Origin of the sequence: Microbacterium sp. AZCO, assembly GCF_039614715.1 — a bacterium.
Taxonomy (GTDB): Bacteria; Actinomycetota; Actinomycetes; order Actinomycetales; family Microbacteriaceae; genus Microbacterium.
The window spans coordinates 1,070,373-1,095,407 of record NZ_CP154857.1 but is presented as its reverse complement, the minus strand read 5'-3'; the positions used below and the strand labels follow the sequence as shown (position 1 = coordinate 1,095,407).

Sequence of the window (25,035 nt, the reverse complement as noted above, 5' to 3'; positions counted from 1 at the left end):
GTTGAATAAGGAGGAACGAGATGGCGACAGGATCGGGCGATGCCCTGAGCCGCACGTTCGCCGCGCTCGCCGACCCGACGCGCCGCCGGATGCTCGCGCGGCTCTCGGCCGGGCAGGCGACGGTGGGGGAGTTGGCAGAGCCCTTCGACATGACCTTCGCCGCCGTGTCGAAGCACCTGCGCGTGCTCGAGGCGGCCGGCCTCGTCACGCGGGGGCGCGACGCCCAGTTCCGCCCGGCGCAGCTCGACGCGCGGCCCCTTGCCGAGGCATCCCAGTGGATCGCCGACTATGCGCGATTCTGGTCCGATTCCCTCGACTCCCTCGACTCGTACCTCAACGCCCTGCAGCAGCTCACCCCCACCGAAGAACCGCACGACCACCACGACAAGGAGAACCACCATGACTGAGTACTTCACGATCACACGCACTCTCTCGGCGCCCCGCCAGCTCGTCTTCGACGCACTGACGAAGCCCGAGCACTTCGCCGTCTGGTTCGGCACCGCGGCCGTCGAGGTGCCCCAGGACAGCCTGAAGATGGACGTCCGCGTCGGCGGAGAGTTCCGTGCCGTCATGCTCCTGCCGGACGGCAACCGCATCGACTGGGCCGGCGAGTACGTGGAGGTCGACCCTCCGGCCCGCCTCGCCATGACGCTCACGGACAACCCCGACCAGTACGCCGGTCTGCCCGTGCTCTTCGACCTCGCCGAGGTCGACGGCGGCACCGAGCTGACGATCCGGCAGGACCGCGCCGACTTCAGCGACGAGCAGGTCGCCGCGACGATCGCGGGCTACAACTCCTTCATCGACGACATCGAGAAGGAGCTCGTCCGCATGCAAAACGGCTGATAGACCGGGTTTCCGCGGGTTGTCAAGTCCCTCCGTGGGTGACGGCCCCGATGACACCATGAGGACAGGTGGGATGCGCTTGGGGCCATCCCGGAAAGGAACCTCGCATGAGCATCGGTGCAGGAATCGTCCTCTTCGTGATCGGCGCAATCCTCGCGTTCGCCCTGAACGTCCAGCTGGACTGGGTCAACCTCGACCTGGTCGGCTACATCCTGATGGGCGCGGGTGTCGTCGTCGTCCTGATCGGAATCGTGCTCCTGATGCGTCGCCGCCGGTCCGATGTCGTCACCCACACCGCCGTCGACCCGGTCGCGGGGGAGCGGGTCACGCGCCGCTCCACGGCCACGCCCGACGACACCGCGGGACTCTGATCCGCTGATTCGCGCACAGGCCGGTGCCGCGCTCCTCACCGAGCGCCGCACCGGCCTTCGTGCGCTCACGGCTCATGACTCTGCGGCGATGGGCTCCAGCACGAAGACCGGGATGATGCGCTCGGTGCGCTTCTGATAGTTCGCGTAATCGGGCCACGCGGCGACCGCCCGCTCCCACCAGGCGGCGTACTCGTCGCCTTCCAGCTCACGGGCGAGATAGTCGCCCTTGTCGGCGCCGTCCTGCAGCTCGACGTGCGGATTGCGCACGAGGTTCCAGTACCAGGCGGGATGCCTGGGGGCGCCGCCCATCGACGCGACGACGGCGTACGCCCCGTCGTGCTCGACGCGCATGAGCGCGGTCTTTCGCAGAGCGCCGGTCTTCGCCCCGACGGTCGTCAGCACGATGACGGGCTTGCCGCGCAGGTGGGCGTGCTCCGCGCCGCCGCTCGCCTCGTATGCCTCGGCCTGGCGCCTCGCCCAGTCGGACGTGCTCGGCAGATATTCGCCCTCGAGCGGCATGTGCTCCTCCTCGAACCGGTCGGTGGATTCCAGTCAACCAGGCTCCGCGGCGGTCGGGCGGGGGAGGAGCGGTAGACTTCCCGGCGAACGTGGCACGACTCGAGGAGGTGAGCCCGATGCACACACTGTCCACTCTGGGCGCTCCTTCGAGTTCACGGTCGAGCGACTGACACAGCCGTCGCGGGGAGCGCCGATGCACTCATCGAAAGCTCCGACCATGAACACCTCACTTCCTTCTCCCACGAACCTCTCCGGCAGAGCCCTCGTCCTCGGCGGCGGGGGATCGGCCGGCAATGCCTGGCTCATCGGCGTCATCGCCGGTCTCTCCGAGGGCGGGGTGGATGCCTCCGCGGCCGACCTCGTCGTCGGAACCTCGGCGGGCGCGACCGCTGCCGCCCAGATCGCCGGCGAGGCCATCGCGCGCCTGTTCGAGCAGACGGTCGCACCGATCCCGGCCGTCGCGGGTCGCCCGGCGACCCGGCCGACGCTCACGCGCGATCATCTCGAGCGGACGGACGCCGTCATCGCGGCTTCCTCCGACCCCGCCGACATGCGCCGTCGGATGGGCGTCGAGCTCGCGACGGACGCCATGTCGAGCGACGCGGGCACGGCCCGCTGGCGGGGGATCGTCGCCGCGCGCTTCTCCCGCCACGAGTGGCCCGAGAAGCAGGACCTCCTGATCACGGCGGTCGATGCGGACACGGGTGAGCCCGTCGTCTTCGATCGCGACAGCGGGGTCCGACTCGTGGATGCGGTCGCGGCGAGCACCGCCGGTGGCTTCGCGTATCGCATCGGCGACCGGCGCTACATCGACGGCGGCTACCGGTCCAACGCGGAGAACGCCGACCTCGCGGCCGGGTGCGAGAAGGTCCTCGTGCTGTCGCCGTTCGGGGGCAGGACCCGGCTGCCGCTCGAGTGGCGCCTCGACCTCGCGCACCAGATCGATGATCTGCGCGCCCAGGGCAGCGTCGTGGAGGAGATCCATCCCGACCAGGCGTCGCTCGACGCCTTCGGAGACAACGTCATGAATCCCATGACGCGTCCACCCGCCGCGCGGGCGGGCTACAACCTGGGACTCGCGCTCGCACCCCGACTCGCCGGGTTCTGGAGCGTCGTCGAGCCTGTGGGCTGAGGGGAGGCCCCTGCTCGGTGTCGCACACCGAGCAGGGGCAACCTCGAGACGTGAGTTGACATAATGTGCATTATCGGCGATTACCGTTCCAGCCGTAGATGCGCACGAACCACCCGCACACCTACGGCTGCAAACTGCTCCGCAGCTGATGGAAGTAGGTCACCGTCGTCGTGACCATGAGCACGGTCGCCGCATCCACGCCCACGTCGCTCAGCTTTCCACTCAGCTCTCCGTCGTCGCTGTGCACCAACTGGTTCGCGTGCCAGAGCGGCAGCATGTCGATGTCGACCTCGCCGGCCGGCCGCACGAGCGCCGTCATGTCCACCCGCAGGCCGTCCGCGTCGAAGAAGCCCATCGCCGTGGGCACGTTCGGGCTGAGATCCAGCCCGAACGCCTCCTGCAGCTGCGTGACGGCAGCACGGGCACCGGCGTCGGACCGCGCCGAGTCGTCGTTCGCCGTGTACACCGTCCGCCGAATCAGCGCACAGGAGTAGCCCTCGACATGGGTGTCGTCGAACCCGCCGCGATCGCTCGTCAGCGAGCCGCAGGCATCCATCGTCCGCTCCGCGACCGCGCTGTAGCCGGCCGGCGTCGGAACCTCGATGCTCCCGAGCGTGCGGAGACCGCCGTCACGCGCCGCGTCTGCGCCGGCGAGCTCCTCTCGACTCGGAGAAGCCGTGCATCCCGCGAGACATACGACCATGAGGGCACCGACGATCAGGCGCACGGCACGCATGGATCTCCTTCGCTTCGCCCCGGGAAAATGTCTACCAGCCTCCTGCTACGGTTCCGGCTATGTCGCACCGACCGCGCTTCGTCCTCGACGGACAGCTCACCGTCGACCTGCCGCCCGAGCAGGCCTTTCCGCTCTTCACCGCGGCCGGCGAACGGCTCTGGGGTCCGGGATGGGCACCGGTGTTCCTCGCCGACGTCGGGGACGACTCTGCGCCCGGAACGGTCTGGCGGACGACGTCGGAGGGTCGCGAGACGACCTGGATCGTGGTCGAGTCCGCTCCCCCGCATGCCGCGACCTATGCGCGCTTCACGCCGGGACACAGCGCGACGACCGTCCGGGTGCGCCTCGAGGCGATGGATGCCGCCACCCGCGTCCACGTCGGCTACGACGTGACGTCGCTCGAGGAGGCCGCCGACGATGATCTCGCGCGCTTCGCCCAGGACTTCGACGACATGCTCGCGGAATGGCAGAGCGCCATCGCCGCCATCACGCCCGGTCTGCGGTCGTCCTGACGCGGTCGTAGTGCGCCTTGACTCGGTTGCGGTTGCCGCAGTCCTCCGCGACGCACCAGCGGCGGTTGTGCCGCGGTGAGCGGTCGAGGAAGACCCAGCCGCATGCGTCGTCGTCGCAGCGCGCGAGGCGGTCGAGCGACTCGTGCGTCAGCAGATCGACCGTGAGCAGAGCCATCCGCAGGCGCGGCATGCGCGCGTCGACGGGCAGCATCCATTCGAGTGCGTCACCCTGTCGTGCGAGCGTCGCGACGGCCGTGGCCTCGACCACCTGCCGCGAGAGCTCGCCGGGAGCGCTCTCGTCGCCGATGACGACGCCGTAGACGGCCTCGCGCAGTCGCCGCACCGCGTCGAGTTCGGACTCGTCGTGCGCGACCGCAGCCCCGGCGACCTGCGCGCGCTCGTCGGGGGTGATGACGTGCAGCTCCGCGAAGCAGCGCAGCGCCTCGGACATGTCCGTGAGGTGGTCGTGCCGGCGCGTGGGATCGAGCCGCCAGTCGACGGTGTTCGCGAGATCGAGCGCAGGGTGTCCCCCGATCCTGGCGAAGCGACGGGTGGACATACTTCATCCTAACGGGTAAACCGGTATAAGACCATTAGCACGATCGAGGTGAGACATCATGGCGCGCGACGGCGATTCCGAGGCCTCAGGGCTCGACCGGCGGGGGTTCGGGGCGTTCTGGGCCGGACAGTCCGCGGCGGTCGCGGCGACGCAGCTGCGCGAGTTCGTCGTGCCGGTCTTCGCCGTCGTCGTGCTGTCCGCGACCCCGGCGCAGCTCGGCGTGGTGGCGGCCGCGCAGTGGCTCCCATTCCTCCTGCTCGCGCTCCCCCTCGGCGTCCTGTTCGACCGGGGCGATCGCGCACGACTCCTCGTCCTCTCCCAGCTCGGATCCCTGCTCGCCGTCACGGGGCTCGCCGTCGCGACGGTCGCGGGCTGGACGACGGTGCCGCTGCTCATCGCGGCCGTGTTCGTGTGGGGCGTCTTCACGGTGGTGTTCGAGGTCGGCTACCAGTCGGCGGTGCCGGACTACGCGCCGCGCGCCCATCTGACGCGGGCGAACGGACGTCTGCAGTCCAGCGCGGCGATCGCGGACATCGGCGGGCCGGGCGTGGGCGGCATCCTGATCCAGCTCGCCGGCGCGACGCTCGCGCTGCTCGTGACGGCGGGGGCGAATCTCGTCGCGGCGATCGCCTTCCTCTTCCTGCCCCGGACGCCGAAGCACTCCGACGGCGCGGGCACGTGGTGGCAGGCGCTGCGCGAAGGCGTCGCGTTCACCGTCGGCGACCGATATCTGCGCGCCAACGTGGGCTTCTCCGCCATCTACAACTCCCTCGCGCAGTGGGTCACGGTGCTGTTCACGGCCTACGCGCTCCGCGAGCTCGGCCTCGACGCGTGGGCGATCGGCATCGTCTTCTCCGTCGGCGCGGTGGGCGCCCTGCTGGGCGCATCGTCCGCCGGCGCGGTCGCACGGCGGATGCGCTTCGGCACCGTCATGGTGGCATGTGCCACGATCGAGACAGCGGCCTTCCTCGTCGTTCCCGCGCTTCAGCCGTCGTGGCCGCGAACGGTCATCGTGATCGCACTGTGCGCCGTGTGGTTCCTCGTCGGCGTCGGCACGGCCCTGTCCAACGTGCTGCTCATCACCCTCCGCCAGGTGCGCACGCCGCACGCGCTCCTCGGTCGTGTCAACGCGAGCATGCGGACGGTCACCTACGGCGTCATCCCGCTCGGCGCGATCGCGGGCGGACTCGCCGGGCAGTGGCTCGGCCTGCGCGGCGGCATCCTGGTCGGATCCGTTCTGCTCCTCGGCACGATCCTGTTCGTCGCGACGTCCCCGCTCGCACGGCTGCGCACGCTCAGCGACGCCGACACCGTCCACGCCGAGGCTGGCGAGTCCGCCACGGCGGATGCCGAGCGCTGAATCCGGATCAGGCCGACGCGATCTCCGCCGCGCCTTCGAAACGCAGACGGATGCCGCCGCCGGCGTCGCGCAGGATCACGAGCAGCGTCCGCTCGCAGCCGTGACAGCGCACGATCGAGCCGACATCGTCGCGCTCCACGACGACCTCCGCGAGGTCGCCGTGCAGGCCGCAGTGACGGCACGTGACGGTCAGGGTCGAGGCATCCGCGCTCATGAACTCCGCGAGCACACCCGCGAGGGCGTTCCCGTCCACGTGATCGACATGCGTCCGCATCAGAGACCTCCGAAGCGCTCGGTCTTGATCCTCGCGGCGGGATGCCCGCGCGCGACGAGCTCTCGCGCGACGAACTCGACGAATCCCGTCGGACCGCAGACGTAGACGACGGGGTCGTCGGCGACCGGCCAGACGGCGGCGTCGATCGCCGCCGGTGTGAGCCTGCCCACCGGCCCGGTCCAGCCGTCGGGTGCCGACCTGGTGTACGCCCACGACACCTCCACTCCCCCGCCGCCGTCGAGGCCCACGAGGTCGTCTCGGTACATGGCGTCCTCCGGGGTGCGCACCGACACGAGCATCCGGAACGGCTGGGAGGTGGATGCCGCGAGCCGCGCCCGCACCATCGCCCGCAGCGGCACGATGCCCGACCCACCGGCGATGAGCTGCACGGGCGACGGGTCGTCCTCACGCCACACGAAGAACCCGCCGAGCGGCCCGAGCACCTCGAGCGAGTCTCCGGGACCCACGTCGTGCACGAGATACGGCGACACCTCGCCGTCCGGCACTTCGTCGATGCCGAGCTCGATCGTGTCGCCGTCGCCGGCGAGCCCGAGCGAGTACGACCGGACGGCCTGGTAGCCGTCCTCGGCCGTGAGCCGGATGTCGACGTGCTGCCCCGGCAGGCTGCCCGGCCAGCCGGGCACCGAGAGGGTGAGCAGGCGCGCGTGCGCGTTCGCGGGCGTCACGCCGACGACCCGCGCCTCGCGCCAGACAGCCCGCGCGGCGGCGGGCGCCGTCACCAGTACCGTTCCTCGGTCCACGGGTCGCCGTGCAGGTGGTAGCCGTTCTGCTCCCAGAAGCCGGGATCGTCATGCTGCTGCAGCACGAGACCCTTCACCCATTTGGCGCTCTTCCAGAAGTAGAGGTGCGGCACGAGCAGCCGTGCGGGGCCGCCGTGCTCGGGATCGAGCGGCTCGCCGTCGAACTCGTACGCGACCCACGACTTGCCGTCGAGCAGGTCCTCGAGCGGCACATTGGTCGTGTAGCCGCCGTAGGAGTGCGCCATCGCGTACTCGACCTCGGTGTCGATGTCGGCGAACAGCGTGTCGAGCGACACGCCACGCCAGGTCGTGCCGAGCTTGGACCATCGCGTGACGCAGTGGATGTCTGTGGAGATCTCCTCGCTCGGGAGGGCCTGGAACTCGTCCCACGTCCAGCGCTTGCCCGAGCCCGTCTCGGTGCGGATCGTGAAGCTCCACTCGGCCAGTTCGATGTCGGGGGTCGGACCTGCCGAGAGCACGGGGAAGCCCTCCTCGAGGTACTGCCCGGGCGGGATGCGGGGATCCGCCTCACGCCGCCGAGCACCGAAGCCGCGCGAGAACACAGCCATGAACCCCTCCTCGCTCCGCGGCGGACGAACCCAGCCGACGGCACCCAGGCTATCGACGGCACCCGACAGAGGAAAGGGACGGCGCCGACCGGCCGGGGGCGGCGGGCGGGCTGGCTACCCTGGATGCGTGGCATCCCCCGACTCCCTCCCCGCTCGCGCGTGATCGAGTCGCTCACCGGGTTCGTCGTCGTCGGCGTCGCGATCCTCGTCGGCTGGATCATCGGGCGCATCGACCTGCTCGGCGAGCATGCGCGTCCCGTGCTCAGCCGCCTCACCTTCTTCGTGCTGTCGCCGTTCCTGCTGTTCGTCGTGCTGGCGAACGCGGACGTGCACACGCTCTTCTCGGCTCTCCTCCCCGTCTCGGCGATCGCGGCGGTCGCCGTCATAGCCGTCTACGTCCTCGTCGCGCTGCTCGCGTGGCGGCGTCCGGCCGGCGAGATCGTCATCGGCGCGCTGTCGGCCGGCCAGGTCAACTCGAACAACATCGGCATCCCCCTGTCGCTCTACCTGCTCGGCTCGGCGGCGTATCCGGCGCCCGTCATCCTCATGCAGCTGCTCGTCTTCACGCCCATCTCGATGACGATCCTCGAGGCCGTGACGGCGACGGGGCGATCGTCGTTCGGGCGCGCCGTCCTGCGCACCGTGACGAACCCGCTCGTGATCGGGTCCCTGCTCGGCACCCTCGTCTCGGTGGCCGGCATCGATCTTCCGCCCATCGTCATGCAGCCGGCGGAGCTCATCGCGAACGCGTGCGTGCCGGTGCTGCTCATCTCCTACGGCATCTCTCTGCACGGGCAGCGCGTGCTCGCGCCCTCCGGGCGCCGACGCGACATCACTCTCGCGACGATCCTCAAGCTCGTCGTCATGCCGGTCGTCGCGTGGGTCGTGGCGGAGTTCGTCTTCGGGCTCGGGCCCCACGACGTGCTCATCGTCGTCGTGCTGGCGGCGCTCCCGACGGCCCAGAACGTCTTCAACTACTCGCAGCGCTATGGCGTCGGCGAGACGATCTCGCGCGACACCGTCTTCCTGACGACGGTCGGGTGCATCCCCGTCCTCCTGCTCGCGACGGTCCTGCTCGGGTGACGCGGGCCACCCGACATTCGCCGACACATGCGGTGAACGCACCGCGATGTTGACGAGCACGGGCGGAATCCGGGGCTAGGCTGTCACGCGAACCTTCACAGCAAACGTTCAGAAAGGGCTCGCTCCCATGTCAACCGAATCCGCCGCCGAGAAGTCGGCTGTCAACGGCATCCGCACCGCCTTCGGCGTCGGCGGCGTGCTCTCCATCATCATCGGTATCCTCATCCTGGCGTGGCCGGGCAAGACGGCCGTGGTCGTCGCCGCGATCATCGCGATCTACGCGATCGTCGCGGGCCTGGTCTACGCGGGACTCGGGATCTTCTCGAAGTCGAAGGGCGGCTGGGCGCGTCTCGGCCACATCGTCCTCGGCGTGATCTTCGTCATCGCGGGTGTCGTCGCGCTGTTCAACCTGCAGCAGACGACCGCCTGGCTCGGCGTCTTCGTCGGCATCCTCGTCGGTATCCTCTGGATCGTGGAGGGCATCGTGTCGCTCTCGACGCTGGGCGACGCCGCCTCGAAGGGCTGGACGATCTTCTTCGCGATCATCAGCATCCTCGCCGGCCTCGTGCTGCTGTTCAACCCGTTCTACGGCACCGCGGTACTGTGGTGGCTGCTCGGCATCGCGCTGATCGTGCTCGGCATCATCCAGGTCATCCGCGCGTTCCGCTTCTCGGGCCGCGACCTCTGATCCACGCATGAGAGAAGGGCCTCGGGGATTCCCCGAGGCCCTTCTTCGTCGTTCGGATCACTCGCCGGCGAACGAGGCGGTGTCGCCGACCAGACGCGTGTTGTCGGCGGGCACGGGCTCGACGGCCGCGCGCGCGACCTCGGCCGCGAACTCCGAGACGTTGTAGAGCTTGCCGGCATCCTCGCGGCGCGCGGCGATCGCACCGGGGTTGGCGCGCTCGAGGAGCGTCGCCGTGATGGTGCCCTCGATCATGTCTCCCGACACGACGACGAACTCGACGCCCCGCTCGGCGAGAGCGGGGATCCGCTCGCGCAGGGCGTCCTCCCCCGCACGCTTGGAGAGGGCGACGGGCTCGTACTCGGGCATCGTCGGCGTCGTGCGGATGAAGTGGGCCTGGTGGCTCGTGACGAAGACGACCCGCGAGCCCTCGCCGAGCAGGGGCAGCGCCGTCTCGAGCACGCGCACCTGAGCGTCGCGGTTGAGCTGCAGGGCGTAGTCCTCGGCCATCCCCGACTCCATGCCGCCGGAGGCATTCAGCACGAGGATGTCGAGGCCGCCGAACGCGGCCTTCACCTCGTCGAACATCGCCTGCACCGACTCGGCGTCGGTCAGATCGGCGCCCACGACGAGCGCCTCGACGCCCAGGGAGCGCAGCTCCGTCGCGAGCTTCTCGGCGCGCGGCGCCTTGTTGCGGTAGTTGATGACGACGTTCGCGCCGGCCTCGGCGAGGTAGCGGACGGTGTCTGCGCCGATGCCGCGCGACGAGCCGGTGACGAGGGCGCTCTTGCCGGCGAGAGAGCCGGGAGCCAGGGGCGTGAGGGATTCGGACACGGGTTCTCCCGACGGAATGCGATGGTGCCGAGCAGCGGATGCCGCGGCCGCCGGACGGTGTCGAACGGCGCGCTTCGACCCTACCAACGGGCGCCTCGAAGGGCCGATCCAGGCCCGTTCACGCGTGGTAGGTTCGAGCCGAGGAGGCACATCGTGGAGGTCATCCAGACGATCGAGGACTGGGCGTGGATCGGATGGCTGGTGCTGATCCTGATCTGCCTCGTGATCGAGATGCTGACGCTCGACTTCACCTTCCTCATGCTCAGCATCGGCGGAGTCGCGGGGCTCGCGTCGGATCTCTTCGGCGCTCCGCTGTGGCTGCAGGTCGTGATCGCCGCGGTCGTCGCCGCGGTCCTCGTGCTCGTGCTCAGACCGCCGCTCCTGCGGCGGCTGCGGCGCGGTGAGGATCCCACGCCGAGCAACGTCGCGGCCCTCATCGGCCTGTCGGGCCGCGTCCTGTCGACGGTGTCGTCCGACACGGGTCAGGTGAAGCTCTCCAACGGCGACGTCTGGACCGCCCGCACCGACACTCCGGCCGCGATCGAGCCGGGCACGCCCGTGCGGGTGAGCCGCATCGACGGCGCCACCGCCATCGTCCGTCTCGAGCCCCAGGAGCCGTCCGCATGACCGTCGAAGAAGTGGTCCCCCTCGCGATCGGCTGGACCCTCGCCATCGCGGTCGTCATCTTCGTGTTCGTCGTGATCGTGCGCTCGGTGCGGATCATCCCGCAGGCCAGCGCGGGCATCGTGGAGCGCCTGGGCCGGTACCACAAGACCCTCTCCCCCGGCCTCAATCTCCTCGTCCCCGTCATCGACCGCCTGCGCCCCCTCATCGACATGCGCGAGCAGGTCGTGTCGTTCCCGCCGCAGCCCGTCATCACCGAGGACAACCTCGTCGTCTCGATCGACACCGTCGTCTACTTCCAGGTGACCGACGCGCGGGCGGCCACCTACGAGATCGCCAACTACCTCGGCGCCGTCGAGCAGCTGACCACCACGACGCTCCGCAACGTCGTCGGCGGCCTGAACCTCGAAGAGGCGCTGACGAGCCGCGACGAGATCAACGGCCAGCTCCGGGTCGTCCTCGACGAGGCGACCGGGAAGTGGGGCATCCGCGTGTCGCGGGTCGAGCTCAAGGCGATCGACCCGCCGCACTCCATCCAGGACTCGATGGAGAAGCAGATGCGCGCGGAGCGCGACCGCCGCGCCCTCATCCTCACCGCCGAGGGCACGAAGCAGTCGGCGATCCTCACGGCGGAGGGCCAGCGACAGGCCGAGATCCTCAAGGCGGAGGGCGACAAGGCCGCCGCCGTGCTACGCGCGCAGGGCGAGGCCGAGGCCATCCAGACGGTCTTCCACGCGATCCACGTCGGCAACCCCGACGACAAGCTCCTCGCGTACCAGTACCTGCAGACGCTTCCCAAGATCAGCGAGAGCCCCTCGAGCAAGCTCTGGATCATCCCGAGCGAGTTCACCGAGGCGCTCAAGGGCGTGAGCGGCGCGTTCGCCGGGTCGATCGCCGATGCGGCGAGGAGAGGGGATGCCGCGGCGGCCCCCGCCGCGACGGAGGCGCCGATTCCTCCGGCCCCGCCCGCACCGCCGTCGGTCGAGGCATCGCCCGGCACGCCGCCGCAAGCGTGACGCATCCCTGGTTCGCGGGCGCCGAGCGCCCGCGCGTCCTCGCGCACCGCGGGCTCGTGACCGCCGACGGCGCACGCCACGGTGTCGTCGAGAACTCGTTCGCCGCCGTCGCGGCCGCACATGCGGCAGGGGCCGACTACGTCGAGAGCGATTGCCACCTCACGCGCGACGGCGTCGTCGTTCTCTTCCACGACCCGGATCTCGCACGGGTGACGGGTGACCCCCGGCGCGTGGATGAGGTCACCGCGCGCGATCTCGAGTTCATCATGGCCGGCCGCGGCGGCCTCATCACCCTCGAGCAGGCCCTCGACTCCTTCCCCGCTGTCCGGTTCAATCTGGACGTCAAGGCGGAGGGCGCCGCAGAGAAGGTGGGGCGGATCGTGGCGCCCCACGCGCATCGCGTCCTCGTCACGAGCTTCTCCGACGATCGGCGCCGGGCGGCCCTCGCCGCCGCGGCGACGACGGGTGACGGCATCCCTCCCGCGACCTCGGGTGGCACGACCGTCGTGACCCGCCTCCTCGGCGCCGTGTCGGTGCGATCGGGCCGTCTCGCGCGCCGCGCGCTCGCGGGCGTCGACGCGCTTCAGGTGCCTGAACGCCGCGGCCGCCTCCGCATCGTCACGCCGCGCCTGATCGACTACGCGCACGCCGCCGGAGTCGAGGTGCACGTGTGGACGATCAACGATCCCGGCGACATGACGCGGCTCGTCGCGATGGGGGTCGACGGCATCGTCACGGACCGCGCCGACGTCGCTCTCGGAGTCCTCCGCTGAGCGATCCTCAGTCCCGCGCACAGTGAGACGGAGTCCCGGCTGAGCATCGACTGTGAATGCCTCCCGGAAGCCCTCTGTTCGGATGAGACGCCCAGGTCGCTTCGTTATACCTGATGAAGCGACGAGAGGACCCGAAAATGGCAGACCGCAGCCTGCGCGGCATTCGACTCGGCGCCCAGAGCCTGCAAAGCGAAGAGGGCGTCGTGTTCCATGAGCGCGCACAGCACATCTACACGTGCACGTCGTGCGGACGTGACACGACCCTGACCTTCGCGGCCGACGCCGAGGTGCCCGAGAGCTGGGAGTGCCGCACGTGCGGCGCCGAGGCTCTCCTGCGCATCGGCGAGGGCACCGCGACGGTCGACCACAGCGGCGACAAGACGCCCCGCTCCCACTGGGACATGCTGCTCGAGCGCCGCACGATCCCGGAGCTCGAGGAGCTGCTCGAGGAGCGTCTCGCCTACGTCCGCGCCCGCCGCGGCGCCGGCGAGGACGTCACCGTCGACAAGATCAGCGCCTGACCCGCATCAGACGTTCTCCGAGACGCCGGTCCCTTCGGGGGCCGGCGTCTCGCCGTGTGCGGCATCCGTCGCCCGGCGTCGACCGCGCAGGCGCAGGATGATCCCGAGCGCGACGAGCGCCGCAAGGCTGCCCCACGCGAGGAACGCCTTGATGCCCGCGCCGGCGACGACCGCCGGCGTCAGCCCGGTGCGCAGCGGCACGTCCGTGAGCAGATGGCCGGCCGTGTCGGCGGGAAGTCCGTCGATCGTCGTGCCGTCGGGCGCGATGACCTGGCTCGTGCCGACGGTCGAGAGGTTGACGACGGATCGCCCCGTCTCGATCGCACGCATGCGGGCGAACGCGAGCTGCTGCAGGTTCTCGTTCGTGCCGCGGAAGTCGGCGTTGTTCGTCTGGAACATGTAGACCTCGGCGCCCGCCCGCGCTCCGTCCCAGATGACGTCGTCGTAGATGACGTCGAAGCAGATCGCGAGCCCGACGCCGACGCCGTTCACGTCGAACATCGGTGTCGAGGTGCCAGGCGTGTACTCGCGCTGGATGAGGTCGATGAGGTCGGGAGCGAAGCCGCGCCACAGCCACCGATCGGGCACGTACTCGCCGAAGGGCACGGGATGCCGCTTGTCGTACGTGTCGACGGGGTTGTCGGCGCCCGTCTCCCACAGCAGCGACGAGTTGAAGTACTCGTCGCCGCGCTGCGTCACCGCGCTCACGAGAAGGGGTGCGTGGATGCGGCGCGCGAGCGAGTCGAGCACCGCCGCCGTCGCCGCGTTCTGCGTCGGGTCGGAGTCGATGCCGCCCTCCGGCCACAGCAGCACGTCCATGTCCTCGTCGAGGAGCGGGGTGGTCGCCTCGACCTGCGCGCGGAAGACGTCGTTCGGCCCGCGCTGGTCGAAGTAGCCCGCGGGGCCGTTGCCCTGCACGGCGCCCACGCGGATGTCGCCCTTCGCCGACGTCGGGAACTGCGGGGGCAGCACGAGCACCACGACCGCCACGACCACGGGGAGAGCCGTGCGGAGATCGCGCCAGCGGCCCAGCCGCACGTACTCGACGCCGGCGGCACACACGAGCACGATGAGGAACGTGAGTCCGGACATCCCGACCCATGACGCGACGTCTGCGAGGGGGCTGTTCGCCTGCGTCACGCCGAGACGCCCCCAGGGGAAGCCGCCGTACGGGAAGGTGCCGAGCACCTCCTCGCGGAGCGTCCACAGCCCGGCGACGAGGGCCGGCAGGACGACGAGACGGCCCCACGCGCCGGGGAGCACCCGCGGCGTCCAGCGGTAGGCGAGGGTGATGGGCACCGCGAAGGCCGCCGTCAGCAGCGCCTCGAGCATCGAGAGCGCGATCCACGGCTCCGGCCCGAGGTAGCGCGCCGTGAACCACAGGTTCACGAAGAAGAAGGCAGCACCGAAGGCGAAGCCGACGAGCGCCGCCGACCACGCCCGCCGCCCGACGAGGCTCACGAGCGCGAGCGGCACCGCGACGAAGACCATGGGCCACCACGACAGCGCGGGGAACGCCGTCGTGAGAGCGAGACCGGCGAGGATGGATGCCGCGACCGCCGCCCAGAGCGGAAGCAGGGGTCGCACGGTGGCGGGTCGGGCGTCGGGCACGGAACGAGCCTAAGCGGCGGCGAGGGGTCAGACCGACGAGTACGCGACGATGCCGCGGCGCACCGCGTCGAGCGCCTTGCGCGCGACGGAGCCGAGTGATGCGTCGGCGACGATCGACACCTGGTCGAGGAGGTCGATCGTCTGCTTCGACCACCGCACGAAGTCGCCGGCGGCCATGTCGGCCTCGATCAGGACCCGGTCGAGCGGCACGCCGCGCGCCCACGAGTGCATGGCCTGGGCGAGGCCCGTCGCGATCGGCTCCGAGCCCGGAAGCCGGTGCTCGCGCTCGAGGTCGTCGAGCTTCTGCCACAGCTCGTGCGTCTCGCCGAGCGCGTGCCGGAAAGGCCCACGCGGCAGGCGCTGCTCCCCCGGGCCGCCTTCGTCCCGGCGGGGCTCGTAGACGAGGCAGCAGGCGAGCGCGGCCAGGGAGGCGGCATCCAGGTCGTTCCAGATGCCCGTGCGCAGGGACTCGGAGACGAGCAGGTCGCGTTCGCCGTAGATCCGCCGCATGGTGCGACCGGAGGCCGTGAGTCGCGTCGCGCCCTCATCGTCGACCCGCACGTAATCGAGCTCGCCGAGCACGTCCACGACGCGGTCGAAGACGCGGGCGACCGTGCCGGTGCGGGTCTCGATCTGGCGCCGCAGGTTGTCGACGGTCCGGCGCAGGCGCCAGTACCGCTCCGCCCACCGCGCGTGGTGCTCGCGATCGGGGCACTGATGGCAGGGGTGCCGCTGCATGCGCTTGCGCAGAGAGGACAGCTCGCGCTGCCGCTGGTCGCGCGTCGCGCGCGACGCGTTGGCGTCCTTCCGGTTGATCTTCTCGAGGTCGCTCAGGTCTCGGCGGATCTGCGAGTACTCGGCGAAGTCGCCCCGGTCGCAGGTCATCGCCTGCTCATAGCCCGCGAGCGACTCCTCCTGCTCGCGCACCTGCCGGGCGAGGCCCACGACGGAGCGGTCGGCCTGGAACTGCGCGAACGACGACTCGAGGATCTCGCGCGCCCGCCCGCGGCCGAACTGATCGATGAGGTTGACGGCCATGTTGTAGGTCGGCCTGAAGCTCGAGTTGAGCGGGTAGGTGCGGCGCGAGGCGAGGGCGGCGACCGCCTGCGGGTCGAGGCCCTCGGTCCACTGGATGACCGCGTGACCCTCCACGTCGATGCCGCGGCGCCCGGCGCGGCCCGTCAGCTGCGTGTACTCCCCCGACGTGATCGCGACGCGCGCCTCGCCGTTGAACTTCTCGAGCTTCTCCAGCACGACCGTGCGCGCGGGCATGTTGATGCCGAGCGCGAGGGTCTCGGTGGCGAAGACCACTTTGACGAGCTTGCGCTGGAACAGCTCCTCGACGACCTCCTTGAAAGCCGGCAGCAGACCCGCGTGGTGCGAGGCGACGCCCCGCTCGAGGTTGTCGAGCCACTCGTAGTAGCCCAGCACCGCGAGGTCCTCGTCGAGCAGGGTGCGCGTGCGGTCCTCGACGATGGCGCGGATCTCGAGCCGCTCCTCCTGCGTCGTGAGCCGCATCCCGGATCGCCGCACCTGCCCCACCGCGGCGTCGCATCCGATGCGGCTGAAGATGAAGAAGATCGCGGGCAGCAGGTTGGCGCGCTCCAGGAGCTCGACGACGTCCGGCCGGTCGAGCCGCTCGATGCGCTGCACGTTCGCGGAACGGACGGGCCGGGTGCCGCCCTTGTGCGGACGACGGCGGGATGCCTCGTACCCGCGCTGCTTCGCGCTGTTCATCGACTGGGCACGACGGTTGTTCTCGTACGTCGCTCCCTTGAACGACCGGATGCGCATGAGCTCCTGGTTGACCTGCGCCGTCGCGATGCCGGCGCGGTCGTCGAAGAGCGGAAGGAGGTCGCCCCGCACGAGCACGTGCTGCTCGAGCGGCACGGGCCGCACTTCGGAGACGATGACCTCGGTGTCGCCGCGCACGGTGTCGAGCCAGTCGCCGAACTCCTCGGCGTTGGACACGGTCGCCGAAAGCGACACGAGCCGCACCTCGGGCGGGAGGTGGATGATGACCTCTTCCCACACGGCGCCCCGGAAGCGGTCGGCGAGGTAGTGGACCTCGTCCATCACGACGTACCGCAGACCCCGCAGCGCCGACGAATCGGCGTAGAGCATGTTCCGCAGCACCTCGGTCGTCATGACGACGACACGGGCGTTGCCGTTGATGTTCGTGTCGCCCGTCAGCAGCCCGACGTCATCTGCGCCGTAGACGTCGACGAGCTCACGGAACTTCTGGTTCGACAGCGCCTTCATGGGCGTCGTGTAGAACGCCTTGGGCGGATGCCTCGTGTCGCCGGGCTCGCGCATCGCGAGATGCACCGCGAACTCGCCGACGATCGTCTTGCCGGCGCCGGTGGGCGCCGCGACGAGGACGCTCCGGCCCTCCTCGAGGGCGCGGCATCCCTCCAGCTGGAAAGGATCCAGGGTGAATCTCTGGGATGCTGCGAAGTCGGCTGTGACGGGGTGCGAGCGGTTGTCACGCGCCCGCGAGTACCGCTCGGCGGGACTCGGCTCGCTCATGCGGCCGACCCGGGCGGCAACAGGGCTGCCTCGCGCTTCGACCTGCGCCGATCGAACAGCATCGAGATCGCCGCCGCCGCGAAGAAGAGGACGATGAGGATGCCGGCCAGGATCAGCATGCTCACGACGTCGGCGGCCGGCGTCGCGAGAGCCGCGAACGCCGTCGCGATGATGATCGCGACCCGCCAGCCCTTGAGGATCGCGCGGCCGGACATGACCCCGGCCAGATTGAGCGCCACGAGGAACACGGGCAGCACGAACGCGACGCCCACGACGATGAGGAGCTTGAAGACGAAGTCGTAGTAGTACTGCGCGTCATAGAACGACGCGCCGCCCTCCGGGACGAACTGGTTCATCAGCTCGACGATGTGCGGCATGACCTGCAGGCCGACGAAGGCGCCGATGAAGAAGAGCGGGATCGCGGCGCCGAGGAACCCCCACGTGTACTTGATCTCCTTGCGCGTGAGCCCGGGCATGATGAACGCCCAGATCTGCCAGAGCCAGACGGGGGCGGAGATCAGCAGGCCGATCGCGAACGAGATGCGCAGCCGCAGATCGAACGCCGACGTGACGGTGCTGAACATCAGCTCCACCTTGCGCGTGTCGCCGTTCTCGGCGGCGATGACGCGGATCGGCTCCGTGATGAGCCACAGCACCCAGTCGGTGATGAAGAACGCGACGACCATGCCCACGACGAGGGCGATGGCGGCGATGACGAGGCGCCTGCGGAGCTCGATCAGATGCTGCCCGAGCGACATCCGCTTGTCGTGCCGCGGACTCTCGGGCTCCTCGATGCGCGGCGGTCCGGCCGTGGCCACGGACTACGGCTTGGGTTCGGCGGAATCCGCGGGCTTCGGGGGCGTCGTCGCGGTCGCGGCGGGATCGACGGCCGTCGAGGCGGCGGTGCCGTCGGTCGACTGCGCGTCGTCCTCCTTCATCGCCTTCATCTCGCCGCGGAAGACGCGGGCGGACTGGCCGACGCTCTTCGCGAGGGCGGGAAGCTTCGCGGCGCCGAACAGGAGCAGGATCACGGCGAGCAGGATGAGAAGGTGCCAGCCGTTGAGGTTGCCGAGCATGTTGGGCTCCGAGATCTGTGTGCGGGGAACGGGTCCAGTCTAAACCCTGGGGGTGCGGGGGCCGCCTGCGCCGCCCGGGCTCAGCGGTACTGCGCGAGGCCCGCCGCCGCCCAGTCCGCCGCGGCCTGGCGGGCGCCGGCGGGCTCGAGGATCTCGACGGCTCCCCCTCGGCGCGCGGCGAGTCGCCGCAGGCTGAGCTCGTCGGCGACGCGCATCGTCGCGATCGACACGCCGTCGTCGTCCGTGGTCACGTCGGCACGGTCGAGGTAGTCGCCCAGGAGCGGCCCGACCGCGGAGGGGAAGCGGACGCGCACCACGACGTCGTCGGCGCTCGTCTCGAACCAGCCCGGGGCGGGTTCCCCGCCGTGCGTGATCGGGATGTCGGTAAGCCGCAGCTCGCTGACGCGGTCGAGGTGGAACGTGCGCATCGCCTCGCGCAGGTGGCACCAGCCCTGCAGATACCACTGGCCGTTCGCGATGTGCACCTTGACGGGGTCGACCGTGCGGGTCGTGGGCGCGGCATCCGGAGCCTTGTAAGTGAACGACAGCGCGACGCCGTCGCGCACCGCGGCCGACACGATGTCGCGCGCCTCGTCGACGGGTGCCGGTGCGACGATGACGTCGGCGGGGGTCGCCGAGGCGCCACGGGCGAGCTTCGCGAGCAGGCCCGCGTACAGGTCGGTGTCGCCGACTCCGGGGATGCTGCGCGCGAGCTGCAGGCCGGCGAGGAGCGCCGCAGCCTCGCGGGCCGTCAACTTCGGGCTGCGCTCGAGGCCCACCGAGTTCGTGATGACGATGAGGCCGCGCTCGTCGAGGAGGTCCCAGTCGATGTCGAACAGATCGTTCGCCATCTGCCAGTACCCCCGCTCGCCGGGGAGGCCGATCACGGTGAGCTTCTCGACCATCGACCGCATCTGGTCGGGCGACACGTCGAACTCGTCGGCCGCCTCCTCGATCGACACCTCGCCCTTGCCGATGAGATACGGCACGAGCTGGAGGAGGATCGCGGCGCGGTCGGTCGCGATGAGCGGGCGGCGGGCGCTCACGCCGCTCCCCCGTGTCTCTCGAGGGTCGCCGCCAGCCGATCGATGACGCGTCGACGCAGGCCCTCGGGCTCGACGACACGCACCTCCGGACCGTACGACGCGAGCTCCTCCGCGAGGATCAGCTCGTCGACGTACGGGAGGTGGATGCCCTGAGGCGCAGGGCGGGAGCGACGGCTCAGCCGGAGCGCCGCCTCGGTGCCGGGGGTGACCTCGAGAAGCGCCAGCTGCCGCTCGGCGAGCTCTTCGAGCCCCGCGAGGGCGCGCTCGCCGGCGCCATCCCGCAGCGCCGGATCGAAGGTCTGACGCGTCGTCTCGACGTCGCCGACGATGCGGGACAGCAGGAACGTGCGATCGGCGTCGATGTTGAGGTCGAAGCCGAAGACATGCCAGCGCGCCTCGTACTCGACGAGGGCGAGGGGTCGCACGCGGCGCTGCCGCGGCTCCTCCTCGCCGGGCTTCAGGTACGCGAACGTGACGACCCGGCACTCCTCGATCGCCTGCTGCAGGGCGGGGAACGACGGGTCGTGCAGGCTGATGCGCGGCGAGTAGCCGATGATCGGGTCGTCGACCGCGAAGCCGAGCGCGCGGATCTTGCGGAGGCCGCTGCGGGCATCGGCCGACATCGAGCTCTCGCTCCAGACGCCGCCCGCGAGGTTGAGCAGGGCGATCTCGGCGGGGGTGAACTCGATGTCGTCGGGCAGCTCGTATTCCGCCGTCGGCACGCGGTAGCGCGCTTCCCGGAGGTCGTCGGGATCCGCGCGGTCGCCGATCGTCTCGATCGGCACGCCGAGGCCGCGGAGGCTCTCCTTGTCGCGCTCGAACATCTTCTCGAGCGCGTCCTTGGACGCGCCGGCATCGCCCTGCTCCCGGTAGCCCGAGACGCTCGTGAGGATGGTGTCCTTCGTCAGCCCCTGCTCCGTCGCCATGAGGGCGACGACGAGGTTCAGCAGCCGCTCCTCGGGCGGGTTGCGGACAGGGGACTTCGCGGGCACCCCCTCATCCTAGGGTCGCCCGGCCCGCCCTTCGCCGCTGTGCCGGCGCCGAGTCGGGCCTACTGCTGAGGCGGCGTGTCGGTGCCGAGGATGTCGATCACGAGCACGCGTGCGGAGCCCGGCGTGGCGTCCGATCCCTTGTCGGCGGGTACGACGACGAGGAGCTGCGAGCCGACGGTCACCTCGCCGAGCGCCTTCGCGGCGCCGGGCACGAGCGTGTCGAGCGTCGTCGAGGCCGCGTCCGCGTCCCACGTGGAGTCCAGGACGCTGCGGTCATCCCACGAGACGCTCGTCGTGTTGACGCGGATCGGCTGGTCGCCCGACACCGTCGCGCCGTCGCCCTTGATGAGGGTCTGGGCGACGAGCTTGTCGGGGGCCGGCGCGTCGGGGACGATGATGCCCGGGCGCCCGTCGGGCGCGCGGACGACGGTCGGCATCCCCATCGCGTCGTTGTAGACGAGCGAGCCCTGCGCACGGGGAAGGTAGACCTTCTGCAGGTCGACGACGGCGACGGCGGAGTCGTCCTCGGCCAGGCCGATGCTCGCCGCGGTCTCGGCCTCGACGCCCCCCGGCGGGATCGCCACGACGACGCGAGAGCCCTCGGTCGCGCACTCGAGGGTCTTCTGGAAGGCGGGCACGGCCTGCTGCCAGCGCTCGAAGGAGTTCACCCGCGAGAGGTCGTCGTTGTACTGCGTCGCCACGAGCTGCTCGCCCGTCGTGCCGGAGTAGATCGTGATATCGAGGACGACGGGCTGGGCGGCGGCCTCGAGGGCCGGGCCATCGCCCGTCACGACGTCGGAGAACGACGCCTTGTCGACGTGGAAGGGCGTGTGCACGCTGACGTCGGGCTTCTGTCCGGCCTCGCCCGAGACGGTCACGAGGTCGGTCGCGGACGACGTCGATTCGGGCCGGGAGCACGACTCGTAGCCGGCGGGCAGAGCGCAGCCGGCGAGGCCGACGGCGGTCAGTCCGAGAACCGCGAGGAGGGCGGGGAGTTTGCGCACCGGAACAGTTTAGGCGGAAGGGTCCTCATCGCTTGACCCCGCGGCGGCCAGGCGCGCGCCGTCCGCCGCACGCTGGGCCTCGCGCACGCGCTTGCGGAGGTTCTTGTCGGTGATCTGACGGTCGCCGACGGCGCCCGGCGTCCACAGCTCGACGTCTTCGTCGCCGTAGCTCGTCTTCGACGCGCGACGCTTCTGCTCGGGCGGCACGGCGCCCGGAGCGAGCCGTCGCGCCCACACGAGGAATCCCGTGTGCGCGACCATGCGGTGGTCGGGCCGCACGGCCAGGCCCTCGACGTGCCAGCCGCGGACCATCGTCTCGTTGGCGTCCGGCTCGGTGAACAGGCCCGTGTTGCGGATGTACTCGGCCACGCGGCTGAGCTGCGTCGCGGTGGCGACGTAGCAGACCACGACACCGCCGGGCGTGAGCGCGTCGGCGACGACGTCGATGCACTCCCACGGCGCCAGCATGTCGAGCACGACGCGATCGACGGATGCCGGAGCCACCGCATCCGGGAGCGCCTCCACGAGATCACCCACGACGACCTCCCAGTTCGCCGGCGTCTCGCCGACGAAGGTCTCGACGTTCGCCTGCGCGACCTCGGCGAACTCGGGGCGGCGCTCGAACGAGACCAGGCGCCCCTCCGATCCGACGGCACGCAGGATCCACAGCGACAGCGCGCCCGACCCGACTCCCGCCTCGACGACCGTCGCACCGGGGAAGACATCGGCTTCGGCGAGGATCTGCGCGGCGTCCTTGGGGTAGACGATCGCGGCGCCCCGCGGCATCGACATGACGAAGTCGCGCAGGAGCGGCCGCAGGGCGAGGTACTCGTGGCCGCCGCTGTTGGTGACCACCGAGCCGTCGGGCTGGCCGATGAGGGCCGTGTGCCTGAGGACGCCGTGGTGCGTGTGGAGCTCGCCCTCCTCGCGGAGGGTGATCGTGTGCAGCCGGCCCTTGGGGCCCGTGAGCTGCACGCGATCGCCGACGCGGAACGGTCCGCTGGGTCGTGCCGAGGTCATCGCAGAGCTCCCTTCCGAGCGGTGTGCTCGCGGTGGAAGGCCGCGATGTCGTCGGCCGTGCGGCCTTCGAGCGTCGGCCAGATGGTGTGGGCCCCCGCGCCTGCGACCGACACCATGAGCGGTACGCCGATGACGGCCGCTCCGGATGCGACGGCCGAGCGCAGGCCGTTGGGCGAGTCCTCGATCGCGACGGTGTCGGCCGGGGCGACGCCGAGGAGGTCGCAGGCCTGCAGGTACGGGTCGGGGAAGGGCTTGGGCCGGGTCGACTCGTCCCCCGCGACGATGACGTCGAACGCCTCGAAGTCGATGAGGTCGACGACCGACTGGGCCATGCGGCGCAGCGACATCGTCACGAGGGCGGTCTGGATGCCTGCGTCCCGCAGGCTCGTGAGGAGCTCTCGGGCGCCGGGGCGGAACGGCACGCCCTTCGTCGCCAGCTGCTGCATGACGTCGTCCGTCAGGTGGTCGACGATGTCGGTGATGCCCATGCGCACGCCCGCGTCCTGGAAGATGCGTGCGGAGTCCTCGAGCCCGAGCCCCACGAGCCGGAGCGCCTGCTCGTGCGACCACGTGCCGCCGAACTTCTCGACGAGGGGCGTCTCGGCCGCCATCCAGTAGGGCTCGGTGTCGACGAGGGTGCCGTCCATGTCCCAGAGGACCGCGGCGGGCAGGGGCGTACTCACCGAACCATGCTACCGACGGGCTCTCCCCCGCTTCGGGCGCGCCGATGCCGGGGCCGCCCGGTCGGGCGGCGAGACGCCTATCCTGGAAGGAACCCCTGCAGGGGGCCGAGGAGGGTGCGTGGACGGACTGGGACGCCGAGTGCTCGTGGCCGCGTTCGACGGCTGGAACGATGCGGGCGAAGCCGCATCCTCCGCCATCACGCAGCTGCGCGAGAGCGGCGACTACGAGACCGTCTTCTCGATCGACCCCGAGCTGTACTTCGACTACCAGTACACGCGGCCGCAGATCGCGAGCGACAACGACGGGCGGCGGATGCTGCGCTGGCCCGAGGCCACGATCCTCCGGCCCACGCGCGCGACTCGCGGCACGCAGCTCTGGCTCCTCACGGGGGTCGAGCCGGCTCGAGCCTGGCAGGCCTTCGCCGGCGAGTTCATCGACGTCGCGCTCCGGGAGGACATCACCGGCTTCGTGGGCATCGGCTCGATGATGTCGGACGTCCCCCACACCCGGCCCATCTCCGTCTTCGCCGGCAGCGACAACGACCGCCTGCGCACGGCCCTGAGCCTCGAGCGCAGCACATACGAGGGGCCCGTCGGCATCCTGAGCGTGCTGTCGTACGCGGCCGATGCAGCCGGCATCCCGGCGGCGAGCCTGTGGGCGAGCGTGCCGCACTACGTGGCGGGGCACACGCCGTCGCCGAAGGCGACCCTCGCGCTCCTCGACCGCCTGGAGGATCTCACCGGCGCGCAGATCGAGCGCGGCGACCTGGCGAGCGAGGCCGTCGCGTGGGAGGCGTCCATCGACGCCGCCGCGGCCGACGACGAGGAGATGACGGAGTACATCCGCCAGCTCGAGCGCACGCGCGACACGTGGGACTCCCCCGAGGCGTCGGGCGATGCCATCGCGCAGGAGTTCGAGCGCTACCTCCGCCGCGGCGGCGACGGGCCGACGAAGCCCGGACGCGACGAGCCCCGCCGGTAGCCGACACCCGTACGGGCGACGCGCGGGGGCGCGGCATCCCTCCCCCGATGGTGGGGCGGACGGCGTCGAGCCGCCCGCCCGCACCGATCAGTAGGGCTGCAGGACGCCCGTCAGGAGCAGCACGATGAGCGTGCCGCCGAGGAGGAGCCGGTAGATCACGAACGGCAGGAAGCTGTGCTTCGAGATCCAGCTCATGAGGAACGCGATGATGCCGAGGCCCACGAGGAACGCGACGACCGTCGCCACCGCGGTCTCGCCGAGCGTGAAGACGGTGGGCTCCCCCAGGCTCTTGTAGAGCTGGTACAGCCCGCTGCCGAAGACGGCCGGGACCGCGAGCAGGAACGCGTAGCGCGCGGCCGCCGCACGCTCGTAGCCGAGGAACAGACCCATCGTGATCGTGCCGCCCGAGCGGGAGACTCCGGGCACGAGCGCGAGAGACTGCGCGAGTCCGTACAGGATGCCGTGACCGACCGTGAGGTCCTCCATCTTGCGGCGCTTGCTGCCCACCCAGTCGGCGACGCCGAGCAGGATGCCGAAGATGATGAGGGTCGCGGCGACGAGCCACAGCGAGCGCAGCTGCTTCTCGATCAGGTCCTGGAAGACGAGGCCCAGCAGCACGATCGGGATCGTGCCGATGATGATCATCCAGCCGACCTTGGCGTCGGGGTCGTTGCGCGGGATCCTGCCGATGAGGGCCCGCCACCAGTGCGAGACGATCCGCACGATGTCGCGCCAGAAGAAGATCAGGACGGCCGTCTCGGTGCCGAGCTGCGTGATGGCGGTGAACGCGGCGCCCGGGTCCTGGGCGCCGGGGAGGAACTCGCCCAGGATGCGCAGGTGGGCGCTCGAGGAGACGGGGAGGAATTCGGTGAGCCCCTGGACGAACCCGAGGATGATGGCCTCGAAGAAGTGCATGG

30 protein-coding genes are annotated in these 25,035 nt (G+C 70.5%); 13 read left to right on the top strand and 17 right to left on the bottom strand.

All coding sequences use genetic code 11. The features are described from left to right. Window positions 1-20 precede the first annotated feature (20 nt). From AAIB33_RS05155 to AAIB33_RS05145, 3 genes are all read left to right on the top strand, one after another. Complete coding sequence (locus tag AAIB33_RS05155) at window positions 21-407, top strand: metalloregulator ArsR/SmtB family transcription factor (protein WP_345802488.1); 387 nt, start codon at window positions 21-23, stop codon at window positions 405-407. Beyond that, window positions 400-846, top strand: coding sequence for an SRPBCC domain-containing protein (locus AAIB33_RS05150; protein ID WP_345802487.1), 447 nt, complete (start codon window positions 400-402; stop codon window positions 844-846). Before AAIB33_RS05155 ends, AAIB33_RS05150 begins: the two co-directional genes overlap by 8 nt. Before the next feature lie 107 nt (window positions 847-953). Further along, window positions 954-1,217, top strand: a complete 264-nt coding sequence (locus AAIB33_RS05145) for a DUF6458 family protein (protein ID WP_345802486.1) — start codon at window positions 954-956, stop codon at window positions 1,215-1,217. A 72-nt stretch (window positions 1,218-1,289) separates the two neighbouring features. Here the strand turns inward: AAIB33_RS05145 and AAIB33_RS05140 are convergent, their stop codons facing one another. Beyond that, on the bottom strand, window positions 1,290-1,736 hold the full coding sequence (locus tag AAIB33_RS05140) for a nitroreductase family deazaflavin-dependent oxidoreductase (protein ID WP_345802485.1): 447 nt from the start codon (window positions 1,734-1,736) through the stop codon (window positions 1,290-1,292). A gap of 217 nt (window positions 1,737-1,953) precedes the next feature. Here AAIB33_RS05140 and AAIB33_RS05135 point away from each other — a divergent pair, with 217 nt between their 5' ends. Then, on the top strand, window positions 1,954-2,868 hold the full coding sequence (locus AAIB33_RS05135) for a patatin-like phospholipase family protein (RefSeq protein WP_345802484.1): 915 nt from the start codon (window positions 1,954-1,956) through the stop codon (window positions 2,866-2,868). 121 nt (window positions 2,869-2,989) lie between these two features. Here the strand turns inward: AAIB33_RS05135 and AAIB33_RS05130 are convergent, their stop codons facing one another. Further along, the gene (locus AAIB33_RS05130; protein ID WP_345802483.1) at window positions 2,990-3,604 is read right to left on the bottom strand and encodes a hypothetical protein; all 615 of its coding nucleotides are present in this window, start codon (window positions 3,602-3,604) and stop codon (window positions 2,990-2,992) included. Between the two features lie 59 nt (window positions 3,605-3,663). On the opposite strand from AAIB33_RS05130, the gene AAIB33_RS05125 reads away from it, so the two are divergent. Next, window positions 3,664-4,116 (top strand): hypothetical protein, encoded by a 453-nt coding sequence (locus AAIB33_RS05125; RefSeq protein ID WP_345802482.1) that lies wholly within the window; start codon window positions 3,664-3,666, stop codon window positions 4,114-4,116. On the opposite strand, the gene AAIB33_RS05120 is transcribed toward AAIB33_RS05125, so the two are convergent. After that, complete coding sequence (locus tag AAIB33_RS05120) at window positions 4,091-4,675, bottom strand: CGNR zinc finger domain-containing protein (RefSeq protein WP_345802481.1); 585 nt, start codon at window positions 4,673-4,675, stop codon at window positions 4,091-4,093. The genes AAIB33_RS05125 and AAIB33_RS05120 overlap by 26 nt on opposite strands. A 58-nt stretch (window positions 4,676-4,733) precedes the next feature. Here AAIB33_RS05120 and AAIB33_RS05115 point away from each other — a divergent pair, with 58 nt between their 5' ends. Beyond that, window positions 4,734-6,035 carry an MFS transporter gene (locus tag AAIB33_RS05115; RefSeq protein WP_345802480.1) on the top strand — a complete coding sequence of 434 codons (1,302 nt, stop codon included), beginning with the start codon at window positions 4,734-4,736 and terminating at the stop codon, window positions 6,033-6,035. Between the two features lie 7 nt (window positions 6,036-6,042). On the opposite strand, the gene AAIB33_RS05110 is transcribed toward AAIB33_RS05115, so the two are convergent. The 3 genes from AAIB33_RS05110 to AAIB33_RS05100 are packed head-to-tail and all read right to left on the bottom strand — an operon-like array spanning window position 6,043 to window position 7,639. After that, complete coding sequence (locus AAIB33_RS05110) at window positions 6,043-6,309, bottom strand: DUF6510 family protein (protein ID WP_345802479.1); 267 nt, start codon at window positions 6,307-6,309, stop codon at window positions 6,043-6,045. Beyond that, the gene (locus tag AAIB33_RS05105) at window positions 6,309-7,049 is read right to left on the bottom strand and encodes an FAD-binding oxidoreductase (protein ID WP_345802478.1); all 741 of its coding nucleotides are present in this window, start codon (window positions 7,047-7,049) and stop codon (window positions 6,309-6,311) included. The genes AAIB33_RS05110 and AAIB33_RS05105 overlap by 1 nt, the downstream gene beginning before the upstream one ends. Continuing rightward, window positions 7,046-7,639: a sulfite oxidase-like oxidoreductase gene (locus tag AAIB33_RS05100; protein ID WP_345802477.1), complete on the bottom strand. Its 594-nt coding sequence runs from the start codon at window positions 7,637-7,639 to the stop codon at window positions 7,046-7,048. The genes AAIB33_RS05105 and AAIB33_RS05100 overlap by 4 nt, the downstream gene beginning before the upstream one ends. A gap of 159 nt (window positions 7,640-7,798) precedes the next feature. Between AAIB33_RS05100 and AAIB33_RS05095 the strand changes: the two genes are divergently transcribed. Beyond that, window positions 7,799-8,722, top strand: coding sequence for an AEC family transporter (locus AAIB33_RS05095; protein WP_345802476.1), 924 nt, complete (start codon window positions 7,799-7,801; stop codon window positions 8,720-8,722). Between the two features lie 127 nt (window positions 8,723-8,849). Beyond that, window positions 8,850-9,410: a DUF308 domain-containing protein gene (locus tag AAIB33_RS05090; protein WP_345802475.1), complete on the top strand. Its 561-nt coding sequence runs from the start codon at window positions 8,850-8,852 to the stop codon at window positions 9,408-9,410. A 57-nt stretch (window positions 9,411-9,467) separates the two neighbouring features. Here the strand turns inward: AAIB33_RS05090 and AAIB33_RS05085 are convergent, their stop codons facing one another. Continuing rightward, a complete protein-coding gene (locus AAIB33_RS05085) occupies window positions 9,468-10,241 on the bottom strand; it encodes an SDR family oxidoreductase (RefSeq protein WP_345802474.1) in 774 nt (257 codons plus the stop codon). Window positions 10,242-10,394: 153 nt separating this feature from the next. On the opposite strand from AAIB33_RS05085, the gene AAIB33_RS05080 reads away from it, so the two are divergent. The 4 genes from AAIB33_RS05080 (at window position 10,395) to AAIB33_RS05065 (ending at window position 13,175) form a co-directional block, all read left to right on the top strand. Then, on the top strand, window positions 10,395-10,868 hold the full coding sequence (locus AAIB33_RS05080) for an NfeD family protein (RefSeq protein ID WP_345802473.1): 474 nt from the start codon (window positions 10,395-10,397) through the stop codon (window positions 10,866-10,868). Continuing rightward, window positions 10,865-11,881 carry an SPFH domain-containing protein gene (locus AAIB33_RS05075; protein ID WP_345802472.1) on the top strand — a complete coding sequence of 339 codons (1,017 nt, stop codon included), beginning with the start codon at window positions 10,865-10,867 and terminating at the stop codon, window positions 11,879-11,881. The genes AAIB33_RS05080 and AAIB33_RS05075 overlap by 4 nt, the downstream gene beginning before the upstream one ends. Next, the gene (locus AAIB33_RS05070; RefSeq protein ID WP_345802471.1) at window positions 11,878-12,654 is read left to right on the top strand and encodes a glycerophosphodiester phosphodiesterase family protein; all 777 of its coding nucleotides are present in this window, start codon (window positions 11,878-11,880) and stop codon (window positions 12,652-12,654) included. The genes AAIB33_RS05075 and AAIB33_RS05070 overlap by 4 nt, the downstream gene beginning before the upstream one ends. Window positions 12,655-12,791: 137 nt before the next feature. Beyond that, a complete protein-coding gene (locus tag AAIB33_RS05065) occupies window positions 12,792-13,175 on the top strand; it encodes an RNA polymerase-binding protein RbpA (protein ID WP_345802470.1) in 384 nt (127 codons plus the stop codon). A 6-nt stretch (window positions 13,176-13,181) separates the two neighbouring features. Here AAIB33_RS05065 and lnt read toward each other — a convergent pair whose 3' ends face one another. From lnt to AAIB33_RS05020, 9 genes are all read right to left on the bottom strand, one after another. After that, window positions 13,182-14,786: an apolipoprotein N-acyltransferase gene (gene lnt, locus AAIB33_RS05060; protein ID WP_345802469.1), complete on the bottom strand. Its 1,605-nt coding sequence runs from the start codon at window positions 14,784-14,786 to the stop codon at window positions 13,182-13,184. Window positions 14,787-14,813: 27 nt separating this feature from the next. Next, window positions 14,814-17,315, bottom strand: a complete 2,502-nt coding sequence (locus AAIB33_RS05055; protein WP_345802468.1) for a DEAD/DEAH box helicase — start codon at window positions 17,313-17,315, stop codon at window positions 14,814-14,816. Further along, the gene (gene tatC, locus AAIB33_RS05050; protein ID WP_345803382.1) at window positions 17,312-18,073 is read right to left on the bottom strand and encodes a twin-arginine translocase subunit TatC; all 762 of its coding nucleotides are present in this window, start codon (window positions 18,071-18,073) and stop codon (window positions 17,312-17,314) included. Before tatC ends, AAIB33_RS05055 begins: the two co-directional genes overlap by 4 nt. Before the next feature lie 63 nt (window positions 18,074-18,136). Then, window positions 18,137-18,391 (bottom strand): Sec-independent protein translocase subunit TatA, encoded by a 255-nt coding sequence (tatA, locus tag AAIB33_RS05045; RefSeq protein ID WP_345802467.1) that lies wholly within the window; start codon window positions 18,389-18,391, stop codon window positions 18,137-18,139. An 80-nt stretch (window positions 18,392-18,471) separates the two neighbouring features. Next, a complete protein-coding gene (locus AAIB33_RS05040) occupies window positions 18,472-19,437 on the bottom strand; it encodes a WYL domain-containing protein (protein ID WP_345802466.1) in 966 nt (321 codons plus the stop codon). Next, a complete protein-coding gene (locus AAIB33_RS05035; RefSeq protein ID WP_345802465.1) occupies window positions 19,434-20,429 on the bottom strand; it encodes a WYL domain-containing protein in 996 nt (331 codons plus the stop codon). The genes AAIB33_RS05040 and AAIB33_RS05035 overlap by 4 nt, the downstream gene beginning before the upstream one ends. Window positions 20,430-20,488: 59 nt before the next feature. After that, a complete protein-coding gene (locus AAIB33_RS05030; protein ID WP_345802464.1) occupies window positions 20,489-21,433 on the bottom strand; it encodes a hypothetical protein in 945 nt (314 codons plus the stop codon). A 9-nt stretch (window positions 21,434-21,442) separates the two neighbouring features. Then, window positions 21,443-22,453, bottom strand: a complete 1,011-nt coding sequence (locus tag AAIB33_RS05025; protein WP_345802463.1) for a tRNA (adenine-N1)-methyltransferase — start codon at window positions 22,451-22,453, stop codon at window positions 21,443-21,445. After that, window positions 22,450-23,136: an HAD family hydrolase gene (locus tag AAIB33_RS05020; protein WP_345802462.1), complete on the bottom strand. Its 687-nt coding sequence runs from the start codon at window positions 23,134-23,136 to the stop codon at window positions 22,450-22,452. Before AAIB33_RS05020 ends, AAIB33_RS05025 begins: the two co-directional genes overlap by 4 nt. Before the next feature lie 118 nt (window positions 23,137-23,254). On the opposite strand from AAIB33_RS05020, the gene AAIB33_RS05015 reads away from it, so the two are divergent. Beyond that, a complete protein-coding gene (locus AAIB33_RS05015) occupies window positions 23,255-24,118 on the top strand; it encodes a PAC2 family protein (RefSeq protein ID WP_345802461.1) in 864 nt (287 codons plus the stop codon). A gap of 87 nt (window positions 24,119-24,205) precedes the next feature. Here AAIB33_RS05015 and AAIB33_RS05010 read toward each other — a convergent pair whose 3' ends face one another. Then, complete coding sequence (locus AAIB33_RS05010; protein WP_345802460.1) at window positions 24,206-25,033, bottom strand: undecaprenyl-diphosphate phosphatase; 828 nt, start codon at window positions 25,031-25,033, stop codon at window positions 24,206-24,208. Between the last annotated feature and the right edge of the window lie 2 nt (window positions 25,034-25,035).

Bases quoted from the DNA above. Each gene is read 5' to 3' on its own strand.
- AAIB33_RS05055 (WP_345802468.1), bottom strand. From the start codon at position 17,315: ATGAGCGAGCCGAGTCCCGCCGAGCGGTACTCGCGGGCGCGTGACAAC.
- AAIB33_RS05150 (WP_345802487.1), top strand. From the start codon at position 400: ATGACTGAGTACTTCACGATCACACGCACTCTCTCGGCGCCCCGCCAG.
- AAIB33_RS05100 (WP_345802477.1), bottom strand. From the start codon at position 7,639: ATGGCTGTGTTCTCGCGCGGCTTCGGTGCTCGGCGGCGTGAGGCGGAT.
- AAIB33_RS05065 (WP_345802470.1), top strand. From the start codon at position 12,792: ATGGCAGACCGCAGCCTGCGCGGCATTCGACTCGGCGCCCAGAGCCTG.
- AAIB33_RS05140 (WP_345802485.1), bottom strand. From the start codon at position 1,736: ATGCCGCTCGAGGGCGAATATCTGCCGAGCACGTCCGACTGGGCGAGG.
- AAIB33_RS05155 (WP_345802488.1), top strand. From the start codon at position 21: ATGGCGACAGGATCGGGCGATGCCCTGAGCCGCACGTTCGCCGCGCTC.
- AAIB33_RS05025 (WP_345802463.1), bottom strand. From the start codon at position 22,453: ATGACCTCGGCACGACCCAGCGGACCGTTCCGCGTCGGCGATCGCGTG.
- AAIB33_RS05135 (WP_345802484.1), top strand. From the start codon at position 1,954: ATGAACACCTCACTTCCTTCTCCCACGAACCTCTCCGGCAGAGCCCTC.
- tatA (WP_345802467.1), bottom strand. From the start codon at position 18,391: ATGCTCGGCAACCTCAACGGCTGGCACCTTCTCATCCTGCTCGCCGTG.
- AAIB33_RS05090 (WP_345802475.1), top strand. From the start codon at position 8,850: ATGTCAACCGAATCCGCCGCCGAGAAGTCGGCTGTCAACGGCATCCGC.
- AAIB33_RS05110 (WP_345802479.1), bottom strand. From the start codon at position 6,309: ATGCGGACGCATGTCGATCACGTGGACGGGAACGCCCTCGCGGGTGTG.
- AAIB33_RS05115 (WP_345802480.1), top strand. From the start codon at position 4,734: ATGGCGCGCGACGGCGATTCCGAGGCCTCAGGGCTCGACCGGCGGGGG.
- AAIB33_RS05010 (WP_345802460.1), bottom strand. From the start codon at position 25,033: ATGCACTTCTTCGAGGCCATCATCCTCGGGTTCGTCCAGGGGCTCACC.
- AAIB33_RS05145 (WP_345802486.1), top strand. From the start codon at position 954: ATGAGCATCGGTGCAGGAATCGTCCTCTTCGTGATCGGCGCAATCCTC.
- AAIB33_RS05075 (WP_345802472.1), top strand. From the start codon at position 10,865: ATGACCGTCGAAGAAGTGGTCCCCCTCGCGATCGGCTGGACCCTCGCC.
- AAIB33_RS05125 (WP_345802482.1), top strand. From the start codon at position 3,664: ATGTCGCACCGACCGCGCTTCGTCCTCGACGGACAGCTCACCGTCGAC.
- tatC (WP_345803382.1), bottom strand. From the start codon at position 18,073: ATGTCGCTCGGGCAGCATCTGATCGAGCTCCGCAGGCGCCTCGTCATC.
- AAIB33_RS05120 (WP_345802481.1), bottom strand. From the start codon at position 4,675: ATGTCCACCCGTCGCTTCGCCAGGATCGGGGGACACCCTGCGCTCGAT.
- AAIB33_RS05130 (WP_345802483.1), bottom strand. From the start codon at position 3,604: ATGCGTGCCGTGCGCCTGATCGTCGGTGCCCTCATGGTCGTATGTCTC.